General features: G+C 70.2%; 9 protein-coding genes. 4 read left to right on the plus strand and 5 right to left on the minus strand.

All coding sequences use genetic code 11. The features are described from left to right. Nucleotides 1–17: 17 nt before the first annotated feature. Nucleotides 18–1925, minus strand: a complete 1908-nt coding sequence (locus D7Y04_RS32530) for a transketolase (RefSeq protein WP_121761803.1) — start codon at nt 1923–1925, stop codon at nt 18–20. Nucleotides 1926–2130: 205 nt separating this feature from the next. Here D7Y04_RS32530 and tal point away from each other — a divergent pair, with 205 nt between their 5' ends. Together tal and D7Y04_RS32540 are read left to right on the plus strand one after the other, a co-directional pair. Further along, on the plus strand, nt 2131–3252 hold the full coding sequence (gene tal / locus D7Y04_RS32535; RefSeq protein ID WP_121761804.1) for a transaldolase: 1122 nt from the start codon (nt 2131–2133) through the stop codon (nt 3250–3252). Nucleotides 3253–3343: 91 nt separating this feature from the next. Then, entirely contained in the window at nt 3344–4186 is an 843-nt protein-coding gene (locus D7Y04_RS32540) for an SDR family oxidoreductase (RefSeq protein WP_121761805.1), read from the plus strand. Between the two features lie 12 nt (nt 4187–4198). On the opposite strand, the gene D7Y04_RS32545 is transcribed toward D7Y04_RS32540, so the two are convergent. Both D7Y04_RS32545 and D7Y04_RS32550 read right to left on the minus strand, forming a co-directional pair. After that, a complete protein-coding gene (locus D7Y04_RS32545; RefSeq protein WP_158627621.1) occupies nt 4199–6193 on the minus strand; it encodes a glycosyl hydrolase family 8 in 1995 nt (664 codons plus the stop codon). Nucleotides 6194–6374: 181 nt separating this feature from the next. After that, nucleotides 6375–9125, minus strand: coding sequence for a serine/threonine-protein kinase (locus tag D7Y04_RS32550; RefSeq protein WP_158627622.1), 2751 nt, complete (start codon nt 9123–9125; stop codon nt 6375–6377). 117 nt (nt 9126–9242) lie between these two features. On the opposite strand from D7Y04_RS32550, the gene D7Y04_RS32555 reads away from it, so the two are divergent. Then, nucleotides 9243–10136, plus strand: coding sequence for a papain-like cysteine protease family protein (locus D7Y04_RS32555; protein ID WP_158627623.1), 894 nt, complete (start codon nt 9243–9245; stop codon nt 10134–10136). Between the two features lie 78 nt (nt 10137–10214). On the opposite strand, the gene D7Y04_RS32560 is transcribed toward D7Y04_RS32555, so the two are convergent. Then, nucleotides 10215–11033: a hypothetical protein gene (locus tag D7Y04_RS32560; RefSeq protein ID WP_121761809.1), complete on the minus strand. Its 819-nt coding sequence runs from the start codon at nt 11031–11033 to the stop codon at nt 10215–10217. A gap of 153 nt (nt 11034–11186) precedes the next feature. Beyond that, nucleotides 11187–12545 (minus strand): sigma 54-interacting transcriptional regulator, encoded by a 1359-nt coding sequence (locus tag D7Y04_RS32565; RefSeq protein ID WP_120599916.1) that lies wholly within the window; start codon nt 12543–12545, stop codon nt 11187–11189. A 132-nt stretch (nt 12546–12677) separates the two neighbouring features. Here D7Y04_RS32565 and D7Y04_RS32570 point away from each other — a divergent pair, with 132 nt between their 5' ends. Next, nucleotides 12678–14156 (plus strand): hypothetical protein, encoded by a 1479-nt coding sequence (locus D7Y04_RS32570; protein WP_121761810.1) that lies wholly within the window; start codon nt 12678–12680, stop codon nt 14154–14156. Nucleotides 14157–14215 lie beyond the last annotated feature (59 nt).

Raw genomic sequence — 14215 nt, forward strand, 5'->3', positions numbered from 1 at the left:
AAGACAGACACCCTGGGCTACGCGTTCGTGTGGCCCCAGGCGTTCTCGGACGGCTTGCCCTGGCCGTCCCCGCCCTGGGCCGTCGTCTCCTCCCTCAGCGAGGTGACGGCCTCCACGATGTGCTCCGCGTCGATGCCCGCGGCGTTCAGCAGCTCCGCGGGCTTGCCGGAGCCGGGCATCTTCGTCACCGCGAGCCGCACCACGATGGGCAGCCGCTCGCGCTCACCGGTGAAGGCCTCCAGCACCGCGTCCGCCAGGCCCCCTTCCGCCCAGTGGTCCTCCACCACGATGAGCCGCCCCAGCGTCTCGCGCGCGGCCTTGCGCAGCGTCTTCGCGTCCACCGGCTTCACGGAGTACAGGTCGATGACGCGCACCGCGATGCCGTCCTTCTTCAGCGCTTCGTAGGCCTTGAGCGCTTCGTGCAGCGTGATGCCGGCGGCCACCACCGTCGCCACGTCCTCATCGGACTGGCGCACCACCTTGCTGCCGCCAATGGGGAAGTCCTCCGTCGCGGGGTAGAGCACCGGCGTCTTCTCACGCGTGCTGCGCAGGTAGGTGATGCCCGGGCGATCCACCAGCTGCGCCAGGAGCTTCGCGGTCTGGTTCGCGTCGCTCGGGTAGAGCACCGTGCTGCCGCCCACCGCGCGCATCATCGCCAGGTCTTCCAGCGCCATCTGCGACGGGCCATCCTCGCCAATGGACACGCCCGCGTGGCTGCCGCACAGGTGCACCGTGGCGTTGGAGATGGCCGCCATGCGCACCTGATCATAGGCGCGCGACAGGAAGGCCGCGAAGGTGCTGACGAAGGCCTTCTTGCCCAGCACCGCCATGCCCACCGCGCTGGACACCATGTTCTGCTCCGCGATGAACATCTCGAAGTAGCGCTTCGGGTGCGCCTTCTGGAACTCGTTCGAGTACGTGGAGTTGGACACCTCCGCGTCCAGCGCCACCACGTCCGGCCGCGCATTGCCCAGCGCCAGGAGCGCGTCGCCATACGCCTTGCGCGTGGCCTCCTTCTGGCCGACCTCGTATGTGGGCAACTGCAACGGCGAGGCCTTGTCCGGCACGGTGGCCTTCAGCGCCTCCGGCTTCTTCACCTGGACGCGGACGTTGCGCTCCCCGCCCAGCTCACGGATGGCGTCCTTCGCCTTGTCCTCCGGCAGCGGTTTGCCGTGCCAGCCATCCTGGTTGGCGATGAGCGAGGAGCCGCGCCCCTTCTCCGTCTTGCAGATGAGGCAGGTGGGCTGTCCCTTCTTCGCCTGGGCTTCGGCGAAGGCCTTGTCGATGGCGCCCAGGTCATGGCCGTCCAGCGTGACGGCGTTCCACCCGAAGGCGCGGACGCGGGCCGAGTAGGCCTCCAGGTTCCAGCCCAGCTCCGTCTCGCGGCTCTGCCCCAACCGGTTCACGTCGATGATGGCGCACAGGTTGTCGAGCCCGTAGTGGCCGGCCTTGTCGAACGCCTCCCACACGGAGCCCTCCGCCGTCTCGCTGTCGCCCATGAGCACGTAGGTGCGGAAGGGCAGGCCATCCATCCTCGCGCCGAGCGCCATTCCCACGCCCACGGCCAGCCCCTGCCCCAGCGAGCCGGTGGCCACGTCCACGAGCGGCAGCACGTGCGGGTTCGGGTGCCCCTCCAGCCGGCTGCCGAACTTGCGCAGCGAGAGCAATTCCCGGTCGTCGATGGCGCCCGCTGCCTTGAAGGCGGAGTAGAGGACCGGGCAGGCGTGGCCCTTGGAGAGCACGAAGCGGTCGTTGTTGGGGGCCTTCGGCTGTTGGAAGTCGAAGCGCAGGTACTTCTGGAACAGCACGGCCATGATGTCCGCCGCGGACATGGACGAACTGGGGTGGCCCGAGCCCGCCGCCGTGGTGCAGCGGATGCTGTCGATGCGCAGCTGCGCCGCGAGGTCCGCCAAGGTGTCCGCCATCGTTTCGCTCCCGGGTTGGGGGGACAGGGGTGTGCCCCCGCTACTGTGTTGACTGCCCCGGGTTCCGAGAAGCGTTGCCCCCCGCTGGCCCTGTTCGCAGGCAGAATCCGCGAGTGCCTGCCCGCCCGGCCGGACGTGGGCGACAGGGCATGCACAACCTGAAGGAACGCCATCCGGGAGCCTCGCGCCCCCGCCGGGAGAATCCATGAATCCGCTGCGACAGCTCGCCGAGTTCGGCCAATCCGTCTGGGTGGACAACCTCCAGCGCAGCTACATCACCCAGGGCACGCTGAAGAAGTTCATCGAGGAGGACGGGCTCAAGGGGCTCACCTCCAACCCGACCATCTTCCAGAAGGCCGTGTCGGGCAGCGACGACTACCAGGACCTCTTCGACGCGGCGAAGGGCAAGGGCCTCTCCGGCAACGACCTCTATGAGCAGCTCGCCGTGCGCGACGTGCAGGGCGCCGCGGACCTCCTCACGTCCGTGTACGACGCGACGAAGGGCCAGGACGGCTTCGCGTCGCTGGAGGTGTCCCCCCGGCTGGCGCTGGACACGCACGGCACGCTGGAGGAGGCGCGGCGGCTGTGGAAGACGCTGTCCCGGCCCAACGTGATGATCAAGGTCCCGGGCACCGTGCCGGGCCTGCCGGCCTTCGAGCAGCTCACCGCCGAGGGCATCAACGTCAACGTGACGCTGCTCTTCAGCCAGGAGCGCTACAAGCAGATCGCCGAGGCCTACGTCTCCGGACTGGAGAAGTTCGCCGCGTCCGGTGGGGACGTGAGCCGCGTGGCGAGCGTGGCGTCGTTCTTCATCAGCCGCATCGACGCCATCGTGGACAAGGAGATTGAGAAGAAGCTGAAGGCGGGCGCCACGCCGGAGCAGCAGAAGGCGATGGAGGGATTGAGCGGCAAGGTGGCCATCGCCAACGCGAAGCTCGCCTACCGCACCTTCAAGGAGGTCTTCGGGAGCTCCCGCTGGAAGGCGCTCGCGGCGAAGGGCGCGAAGGTGCAGCGCGTGCTCTGGGCGAGCACCAGCACCAAGAGCCCGAAGCTGCGCGACGTGCTCTACGTGGAGGAGCTCATCGGCCGCGACACGGTGAACACCATGCCGCCCGCCACCATCGACGCGTTCCGGGACCACGGCAAGGTGCGCCCCAGCCTGGAGGAGGACCTGCCCGCGGCGGAGGCGACCATGCGCCAGCTGGAGGCAGCCGGCATCTCCATGAAGACGGTGACGGACGAGCTGTCCACTGACGGCATCCGCCTGTTCTCCGAGTCCTTCGACCAGCTGCTCGGCGCGGTGGGGGAGAAGCTGAAAAAGACTTGATTCCTGGAATCCGCGTGCGGGAGGGGCCCAGGGTGATAGTCATTACGCCCTGCGCGCCGCTCCCGGTGCGCCACTCCAGGAGACACATTGCATGGCCCCGGTCGCACTCGTCACTGGCACCTCCACTGGCATTGGCCTGAGCACGGCCGTCCTCCTGGCACGCCAGGGCTTCGAGGTCGTCGCCACCCTGCGCGACAGCGCCCGGGCGGACGCGCTCCGGGAGCGGGCGGAGCGGGAGGCCGTGAAGCTCCACATCCGTACGCTGGACGTGACCAGTGACGCCTCCACCCAGGCGTGTGTCCGCGACGTCCTCCAGGCGCACGGCCGCATCGACCTGCTGGTGAACAACGCGGGCGCGGGCTACATGGCCACGATGGAGCAGACCTCCGAGGAGGCCCTGCGGCGCACGATGGAGGTCAACTTCTTCGGCGTGTGGCGCGTCACCCAGGCGGTGTTCCCTGTCATGCGAGAGCAGCGGTCCGGGCGCATCATCTCCGTGAGCAGCTTTGGAGGACTGGTGGGTCAGCCCTTCAATGACGCGTACTGCGCGGCGAAGTTCGCGGTGGAGGGCTTCATGGAGAGCCTGGCCCCCGTGGCGTCCCGGCTGGGCATCCAGGTCTCGCTGGTGGAGCCGGGGCCCGTCCACACGGAGTTCGTCAACAACGTGCGCGCGACGGGCAATGGCACCCAGGGCAACGGGCCGGCCGTGTATGGCGAGCTGCTGGGCCGGTACATGCGGGGCTCCGCGGAGACCTACGCGAGCATGGGACAGACCGCGGACGACATCGCGCGCATCATCTGCGAGGCCGCGACCTCCCCATCGCCGCACCTGCGCTACATCACGTCCGAAATCATGCGCTCCCTGTACGCGCTCAAGGCCGGGGACGCGACCGGCGACACGATGGTCGCCCGCGTCGCGACGCGCCTGGACTGAAGTGGTGGCGCGTTACACGGCACCGGGCTTGAGCACGGTGCCGTAGACGCGCTGGGCGAGGCCTGACTGGAGGAAGTCCATCTCTCCGCCCACCATGGACAGGTACCTGGCGGCGCCGGGGTTGCTGGCGCCTTCGTTGGCCGCTCCGCCCGGGCCCATGAAGTGGGAGAGCAGCCCCGTCTGGACGGTGGTGGGCGCCGTCCCGTCGCGGCCCCAGAGGTAATGCTCGTTGGCGGAGACGGCACCCAGCCGGGCCATCTGGGACATGTACCAGGCGCCGACGTGCACGTTTTCCCAGACGTTGGCCAGCTCCTGGTCCTGCGTCTGCTTGGGGTCCCAGGCGCTGCCGTCCGCGCGATTCAGACCATTGCCGCTCGCGTAGTTGCGGAAGTCCTCCAGGTTGGAGGCCGCACGCGGCTGCAACAGGCCGATGGTCTTGTCCGGGGTGACGCTGCCATTGGGCTCCACGTTGAGCTTCGGGTTGAACGTGGACTCCTGCGCGATGTCCGCCAGCAGCATGCGCGTGGCGTCCTGGAGTGGCAGCTCCGGGAAGTAGCGCTTCGCGGCGCTGAGCGCGGCTTCGGCGATGGGGCGCTTGTTCTTCTCGAACTCGGCGCGATTCGCGTCCCCCACGCCGTGCATCTCCGTTCCCACCGGGTGCAGGGACGAGAGCCTGTCCATGTCCGTCATGGCCTGTGCCGCGCCGTAATCACCGCTCACGCCCTGGGGGCCGGAGACCGTGTCCACCCGCGGTGCGCTGGTGTCCGAGGGGCGCGCCATCTGTCCCGATGACGTCAGCAGGGACAGCGCGCGCAACGAGTCACCGAAGTAGCCACCGCCCTCGGTGGTCTTCACCATCTCGTTCCACATCGCGCCGCGGTACCCGGCATCCGGGTCCGCGATGGCGCCCGCCGCGGCCATGGAGACCGCCGTCGCGTTGTGGTTCTTCGACAGGGGCGTGCCGTCCAGCGCGTACGTGTCGCCGATGTTCTCGACGCCCTGTGACTTCCAGAAGGTGTTCACCTTGTCCAGGTAGGCACTGGCACGCGGATCATCATTCCACGCCGCGTCCAGACCGATGCGCCAGGGGGTCCGCATGGCGTCGTAGGTGGAGTTCGGCCCCCGCTCCAGCGGCTTGCCATTGGCATCCATCCAGTCTGGCACCAGCCCCGTGTCCTTCGAGCCGGGCTGCTTCAGCGCCTTGTCCAGCATGTCGTAGCTGGCGTCCGCGACCTGGTCCCAGCGCGTGTCACCGGTGAACTTGCTGAACTCCTTGTAGTACGCGGGCGCGAAGTAGCTGGGATTCGTCTCCGAGGAGCCACCGAAGGCGTCGCCCGGCTTGAGCACGTTCGTGCCCGGCTCCACCTCGTGCTCCAGGATGTTGTCGATGAGCGTGGTGGCGTCCTGCTTGTAGCCGCCCCACTTCTTGTCGGCGCTCACGAGCGCCATCGCCATGTCCTCATCCGCGTCCGTGGCGCCGTTCTGCCCCAACGTTCCGCCCTGCGCGTCGATCCGCCAGTTCATCAGGCCGTTCTCGTTCAGATGGGACTGCGCGTACTTCCACAGGCCATCGAACGTCGTCTGGTCCCCGTTGTTCGCGGCGAGCAGCATCCCGTAACCGATGCCCTCCGACACCGTGTCGCCGTTGTTCTCCGGGCGCTGCACGCGCAGCGCGCCATTGGCTCCGTCGGCTGTGACGTACTTCGCCTTCCAGTCCGCGTAGCTCTGCTGGACGGCCGCCTCCGCCGTCGCCTTGTCGGGTGCCAGCGTCTTCGCCGTGCTCGCGGTCTGCAGGCCCGTGCCCTGGGCCTGCCCGGAGAACGATTTCCAATCCGCGCGGGTGTCGCGGCCCACGTCGAAGCCATCCTTCACCGTGGCAGGCTGGGATGCGGGCGGCTTCGCGGCTCCGGTGTTCACGACGGCCGGAGGCTGGACAGCGTTCGGCTTCACGTCCCAGCGCTTGAACGAGGGGACGCAGGAACCATTGGAGGACAGGGCAGAGACCATGGGAACGCTCCGTTCTGGAGGTGGGCCGGTTGCGGCCGGATGCCCTCTTCCAAAGCAGGAGCGATGCCAGGGCCCATGCATCCCTGTTTCAGAGGGACACGCAGGCGGGGATGCACGCGCGCTGGGTGACTCCAGTCACCCGAGGGGCCCACCACCGGGTGACAGCAGTTACCCGGTGGCGCTACCGCCTCCCGCGAGGCCGGGTCTCCTTGAGACGCGCGGGGACGGCGGCGGCCTCCGGAGCCGGATGAGTCTCCAGCCAGCGGGCCACGGTCGCGGCTTCGGGCTCGCGCGTGGCGCGGACGAAGCGCGCACGGGCCGCTTCCGCCTCCTGCCTCGCGGGCTGCCGTTCCCCGGCCTCCCACAGCGCCCTCGCGAGCGCGAAGCCTGACTCCGCCAGCGTCCCGTCCGGCATCGATGGGTACGCCACCGCCAGCCGCAGCGGCGCGATGGCGTCCTTCGCGCGGCCCAGGCCCAGCAGCGCCTGACCCACGCCGTCCTGGCTGTACTGGAAGGTCTCATCCCCAGCAGGCGCCACCTGCTGCTTCGTCGCGAGCGCCTCTTCGTAGACGCGCAGCGCCTCGTCATCACGGCCCAGCGCCAGGAGGCACATGCCCACCTCGTCCAGCCCCTCCGCCACCGGCAGCGTGCGCGCTCCCAGGAGCGCCTTGCGGATCTCCACGGCGGCGCGCGCGTGCGGCAGGGCCCGGGCTGGATCCGCCGCCTCGCGAAGCGCCCAGGCGAGGGTGTCGTGCCGGCGCGCGGTGTCCGGATGCAGCGGGCCCACCGCGGCCTCCGTCAGCGACAGCGCGCGCTCCAGCAACGCCACGCCGCGCGCGGTGTCCTTCATCCGGATCGCCAGGTTGCCCTGGAGGAAGGTGATGCGCGCGCGCAGCGGGTGGCCTTCCGGCAACGCAGCCTCAGTTCGCGTCCGCGCCTCCTCGAAGAGGGCGCTCGCGCGGGAGAAGTCATTCCTCGCGTTCGCGAGGTTGCCTTGATTGACCCGCACCTCCGCCTCCAGCACGGCGTCGCCGCCCATGCGCCGCAGCGTCGCATCCGCGAGCCCGCTCCAGACCTCCGCCGGTTCGAAGTGCCGCTGGCCCTCCTCCACGTAGAGCAGCCGGTTGAGGATGGTGACCTTCAGGCGGTCCGCCCTCCCTGCCTCCGCGTCGAAGGCCGCCTGCCTCAGCGCGATGGCCGCGCCCTCCGAGTCACCCAACTGCTCGCGCATCCACCCCTGCTGAAGCTGGAGCCGGGCCATCAGCGGCGCGTACCTCGTGGCCCGCACGGCCTCCACGAGCGGCTCCAGTCGCGCCCGGGCCTGGGGAAGGCGTCCGCCATCCACCAGCACCTTCACCTCCGACAGAAGCGCCTCCAGGCGCTCCACCTCGGCGCGCTCCGCGGGCGACTCCGGTAGCCGCTGCTGCTCGCCCAGCTTCGCCACGTCCGCGCACTCGTCCAACGCGGGGAGCGCGTTCACCAGCGACAGGGACTTCTCCACCAGGGGCACGTCCGCGGTGGACAGCAGCGCCACCACCGCGCGGGTGTCCTCGCGCCGCCGCTCCAGGCACACCACGCGCTCGACGCGCAGGGCCTCCGGCTGGGTGCCCTCCACGAGCGTGGCCCTGCACGCGTCCGTGTGCTGCTGGCTCCAGCTTCGCGCGTACCCATCCAGCACGGCCGCCACTCGCCCGGCCATGTCCGCCCCCAGCGGGCTGCCCGTGGCGGTGAAGGCACGCACCACCTGCTCCCGCTGCTCCGGGCCCCACACCCGCGCCATGAGCGCGTCCGCGCCCTCGCACACGCGCGACTGCTGGTAGAGCACGCCGCCGCCCATCAGGAGTCCTCCCGCCAGCAGGCCCACGCCGCCCCACGCGCGGCGCCGGGCCCTGCGCTTCGGCTCCTGCCCCAGCGCGTCCAGCAGCTCCGCGAGCGTCGGGAAGCGCTCCGCCGGGCGCAGCGCCAGCCCGCGCATCACCGCCCGGCCCACCCACGCGGGCACCCGCGTGTCGCGCGGCGGATCCAGGAGGCGGGGCGCGTTCGGGCCCTCCAGGTCGGCCGGCGTCTTCAGCGCCTGCATGCGCGCGACGTCGAAGGGGCGCTGGCCGTACAGCGCAGCGTACAGCGCGGCGCAGAAGCTGAATTGATCCGTGCTCGCGTCCGGGACCGCGCCCAGCACCTGCTCCGGGGACATGTAGTTCGGCGTGCCCATCACCGCGCCGGTGACGGTGATGGGCGCATCCAGCATGCGTCGCTCCGCGGCCAGCGCGTTCACTTCCCGCGCGGAGGAGTCCTCATCGTCGCCGGAGGGCAGCCCCACCTGGCGCGCGAGCCCGAAGTCCGTCACGCAGACGCGGCCCCGGCGATCCCTCAGCACGTTGGCCGGCTTGAAGTCGCGGTGCACCAGCCCCACCGCGTGCGCGGCCACGAGCCCCCGGCCCGCGCCCAGGTACGCCTCCAGCACCTCGCGCCACGAGCGGGGGGCCTCCTTCAGCCACTGCCCCAGCGTGCCCCCATCCAGCAGCTCCATCGCCAGGAAGACCTGGGCGCCCCAGATGCCCACGTCGAACACCGGGATGACGTTCGGGTGCGAGATGCGCGCCATCGCCTGCGCCTCGCGCAGGAGCCGCGCACGTCCCAGCTCCGGATCCGCGTGCCCCTCCGAGCGCAGCAGCTTCAGCGCCACCTTCCGGTCCAGGTCCGGATCATAGGCCGCGTACACCACGCCCATGCCTCCCGCGCCCAGCGGCCGCAGGAGCAGGTAGCGCCCCACCTGGACGGGCGAGGACGTCCCGTGCCGGGGCTGCCGGTCCGACTCATTCGTCGCGGGCACGGTCTCCGCCGGCGTCCGCGGCAGCAGGCGCGTCGCCTCGCCATCAGGGCTGCGCGCGGGGAGCGTGTCGTCGCGGTCGTCTTCGGCCGGGTTCTTCATGATGGATGACATCCTAGGGGTCCCGGCGATGCCATCACCATGCCGCCCACAACCGGACCGCGGCCTTCTTCGATAATAAGGAGCCGCGGTCTCCTCCCCCGAGCGCAAGGGTTGTTCATGAACGTCACCCGTCCCCAGAATCTCCCTCCCTCCCTGCCCCCCGAGCAGACAGCCGCGCCGCAAGGCAACGCTCCGGTCCAGGGTCACCTGGCCCCCGAGCCGGTCCTCGAGACGGAGCAGGTCACCGGGCTCCCGCAGGACCGCTTCGAGGAGTCACCGGAGGTGGCGGGACAATGGGCCGCCCAGGCCGCGGGGGCCGGACAGCCCCTGGGCGCGCGTCCCATGGAGCTGTCGCAGATGGAGCCGGCGCCCTCACTCACGGGCGCGAAGGGCTGGGCCCAGCAGACGCCGGTCCTCCGGCAGACGGACGCCACCAATTGCGGTGCGACGGCCGCCGCGATGCTGGTGCGCGCCAATGGCGGCGGCCAGGGGCAGACGGACGCCCAGCTCGTCCAGTCACTGGAGTCGCGCTACTCCGACAGCAAGGGCACGACGCCGGACCAGATGGGCCAGATGCTCGCGGGCCAGGGCTTCGAGGTGACGCGCGGTGCATCCCAGTTCGACCGCGACGCGCTGAACGCCGCGCTCGACTCGGGCAAGAAGGCGGTGGCTCTCGTCGACTCCAACCGCATCCAGCCCGGCGCCTCCGGTGACACGTCCGCTGGCAGCGCGCACTGGGTGGAGATCGACGGCAAGAATGCCCAGGGCCAGTACCGCATCAATGATCCGGCCTCCGGCTCCAGCTACGACGTGGACCTCCAGCACCTCACCCAGGCGATGAACTCCGGCTGGGATTCGTTCAACGGCGGCGGGATGCTCATCGTCAGCCCGCAGGGCGGTGACGCGGGCGCGCTCGCCGCCGCGAACGCGAATCACTCCGCCACGCTGGGGGACTCCTCCGGCATCGGCTCCAAGAACAACTCGTTCGGCTCGCGCGAGTCCGGTTCGTAGTTCGCGCGGCGTGGGGACGCGAAAAGGCCCCGCGTGCATCGCACGCGGGGCCCCGTCCTTCACGCTGCGCCCGCTTCCTCAGATGTTCGGGATGTCGGAGGCGAAGCGCTGGTTGTCGTTCAGCGTGGAGGGGTTGGCCTGGACGGACTCCAGGAAGAGGCGCGCGTTGTTGGACAGGCTGCGCTCGAAGGCGAACGCGTCATCGCCCTTCACGTTCGGGTTGTCGCTGATGCGCTGCTCGGGGTGCTCGAAGTTGGTGCGGCCGCCACGCACGTGGTGCAGGTAGTTGTTGGCCCCCACCGCGCGCATCGCGTCCAGCGCGTTCGTCACGTTGAGCTCAATGGCTTCCGGGCTGCTGCCGTTGAGCTGCTGGAGGTCCTGAGGCAGGTGCTTGCCGTAGGTCTCCAGCAGGTCCTTGTTCAGGTTGAAGGGGCCGTAGTTCGTCGCGGCGCCGCTCTTGTTGAAGTCCGTGCCACCCTCCTGCATCACCTGCGCGACAAGCAGCGCGGCCTCCTCGGGGGCGGCGCCCGACTTGATGGCGGTGTCCCAGACGTTCTTCTTCCAGAAGCTCAGCGGCTGCCCGTTGTACTGCTTGTCCTCCGAGTACGAGAGCGCCTCGTAGTCCTTGGAGGCGTCATGCGAGCTGGCCGGCACGAGCGCGTCCGCGCTGACCGGATCGGAGCCCGCGCCCGCGGGCCGCGTCGTCGGCGTGGGGGGCAGCGACTGCGTCCGCGCCGACGGCGAGGACTCGAAGCTGTCCGTGTGGAACATCTTGTTGCGCAGGGCCGCCGCGGACGTGTCCTGGGAGGGCTGCACCGGCTGCGCCCGCGCGGCCGGCTTCAGCAGGGACGTGAGGAACGAGGACGGGTTGGAACGGGAGGAGACGGAGGAGATCATGACGTGCTCGGGGTCGTGGGGGCCGTGAATGGCCGGTACGCGTTCCCTAAGCAGGAGTGATGCCAGTGGGCCTCCCGAGGGAGCAGCCACGCAGAGGGGCTCGCGAGTGGGTGACTCGAGTCACCCGGTGGCGGTCCCAGTGGGTGACAGGAGTCACCCTGCGTCGTCTTCGTCCGCCCCGGGCTTGCCGTCGCTGAGCTCCAGGCCGTGCTTGCGCATCAGCTTGCGCAGGTACACCCGGTCGATGCCGGCCTCCCGGGCGGCGCGGTTGAAGCGGCCCTCGCAGCGCTTGAGGAGGCTCTTGAGGTAGTCGCGCTCGAAGCCCTCCACGAGCTGCTCCTTCGCTTCCTTGAAGGGCCGGGCCAGGTTCAGCTCGCCCGCGCGGAGGGAGGCACGGCCGGGGACGCCCGGGTCGATGTCCGGCAGGGACTCCTCGCCCAGGTTCACCACGCGGTCCACCACGTTGCGCAGCTCGCGCACGTTGCCCGGCCAGGGGTACTGGAGGAGCAGGGCGCGCGTCTGGTCCGACAGGGTGCTGGGCGGCTTGCCCAGGCGCTCCAGCACGGTGTCGATGAGCATGGGGATGTCCTCCGGACGCTCGCGCAGCGGCGGCAGCGCGACGCGCAGCACGGCCAGCCGGTGGAAGAGGTCCCGGCGGAACTTCTCCGCCCTCACCGCGGCCTCCAGGTCCACGTGCGTGGCGGCCACCACGCGCACGTCCAGCGCGCGGTAGTCGTTGCCCCCCACCCGCTTCACCTGCCGGCGCTCCAGCACGCGCAGGAGGCGCGGCTGCATCTCCAGGGGCAGCTCGCCCACCTCGTCCAGGAAGACGGTGCCCCCGTGGGCGCGCTCGAAGGCTCCGGCCCGGTCCGCATGGGCGCCGGTGAAGGCCCCCTTCACGTGGCCGAACAGCTCGGACTCGATGAGCGACGGCGCGATGCCCGCGAGGTCCACCACCACGAAGGGCTTCTTCGCGCGCGGGCTTTCATTGTGCAGCCCTTCCGCGCACAGCTCCTTGCCGGTGCCTGTCTCGCCCTGGATGAGCACGTCCGAGTCGCCCGGGGCCATGCGCTCCAGGAAGGTGAAGACCTCGCGCATCCGGCGGCTCTGTCCCACCAGGGCACCGAAGCGGTCGCGCGGCGACAGCAGCAGCGAGCGCTCGCGGGTGTCCTCGGGCATCACCTTGAGCTGCGTCTCCCCCAGCCGGAGGACGGCGCCGGGTTGGACCTCCAGCTCGCTGAAGCGCAGGCCCTGGCAGAAGGAGCCGTTGTACGAGCCCAGGTCCGTGGCGACGACGCGATCCTCCCGCACCTCCAGCTTCAGGTGATGGCGGGACACGGTGCCGTCCTCGAGCACGATGTCGCAGTCCGCGCTCTTGCCCAGCCGGTACTCCCCCACCGGCAGCGGGTAGCTCCGGCCAGCCGCGGGCCCGGACAACACCCACAGCTTCAACCGGACCTTGCCCCCGGGCTTCTCGGGAAGGGTCCGGGTCCTGTCATCCCGTGTCGACACCGCGACGACGCTAGCACGCGAGCAGAGGGCCGGGAGGCCCCGGGGAACACTCCCACCTCCTTGCGGTGCCCGTTGGAAGGCAATGCCTTGCACCCCACCCTTCCGGCCGTTTCGACCCGGAAGGAGCCAGGCATGCGTGTCAGGAATTGGGGTGCCCTCGCAGCGCTGGGGCTGATGCTGGCGGGGTGTGGAGGTGTTCCGGAGGAAGACGCCGCCCTTCCCTCCGCTGTCGTGGAGGACGCGCGGCAGGTGGAGGCCCAGGCGTGTCCCCCCGGCGTGGCGGCTCGGGTGAAGGTCGTCATCCCTCCCACCGCCGGTATCAGCAGCGAGGTGACCTCCCTCGCGGACGTGCAGGGCACGCTCTACTTCTCCACCAACCTCACTGACGGCAGCGCGACGCTGTGGCGCAGCAACGGCACGGACGCGGGCACCGTCCCCGTGCGGGAGTTCCCGGCGGTGCCGCTGGGGATCCCCCGCATTGGGAACCTGGTCGCGGTGGGCAGCCAGGTCTTCTTCCTGCTCAACAACCTGGGCACCGGCACGGAGCTCTGGGTCAGCGACGGGACGACCGCCGGCACCCACCTGGTGAGGGACCTCACGCCGGGGCCGACCGGCTCCGCGCTGCTCAACCTCACGGAAGTGGGCGGCCGGTTGGTGTTCTTCCGGCTGACGCAGCCCACGGCCACGGAGCCCTCGCGCACGGAGCTGTGGCGCTCGGATGGGACGGCCACGGGCACGGTGCGGGTGAGGGACTTCGGGGCGAACGCGGGGCTGAGCTTCAGCACGTTGAAGGTCGGCGGCAGGCTGCTCTTCTTCTTCGGGCAGGGCACGGGAACCACGCTATGGCGCACCGACGGCACGACGGGGGGCACGGTGTCCGTGAAGCGGCTGGACGCGGGCCTCACCTTCATCCTCGACGTGAGCTACTCGGGAGTGCAGGGGCTGTTCCTGCTGATGGACGGCCCGAACTACGAGGTGTGGCGGACGAATGGCACCGAGTCGGGCACCGCCCGGCTGGACTCCTTCGGCCGGTACACGCGGCTGCTCGGCGCGCTGGGCACTTACGTCTACCTGTGGTCCCCGGACGCGGTCACGCAGCGGCTGCGCATCGACCGGCTGTCATTGGCCGGCGGAGGCAAGGCGCTCGTCACGACGCTGCCCAATCCCTACGCGAGCGATCCGTCCACGTCGCCCTACGTGCAGATGTCGACCGTGTCGGCCAACGAGCTCTACTTCTCCATGGCCATCGCTGGCGAAGGCCCCGTACCGCTGGACGTCTCGCTGTGGGTGACGAACGGCACGGCGGCGGGGACGCGCGACCTCTTCCGCCAGCTCATCCGCAGTGACGAGCACGTCTCCCCCGTCTTCGCCACCGGAACGGGCCGGGTCCTCTTCAGCGGTTCGTTGACGCCCGGAGCCGCCCAGCCCTGGTTCACCCGGGGCACCGTGGCGACGACGGGGCAGATGGCGACGGGGGTCGTCACGCCGGAGGGATTCACCCGCTCCGGCACCCGCGTGTACTTCTACGCCATCGACGACACCGGACGGAACCAACTCTGGGCCGTGCCGGCGACCTTCACCTGCCCGCCTGGGCTGAGTGAAGCGCGGTAGGCAATGCCAGACAGATTCCGCCCACCGGCATGCTTCCGGTGGGCGGAGGGCTTCCGAGC

The organism is Corallococcus sp. AB038B (assembly GCF_003668955.1).
GTDB classification, from domain to species: domain Bacteria; phylum Myxococcota; class Myxococcia; order Myxococcales; family Myxococcaceae; genus Corallococcus; species Corallococcus exiguus.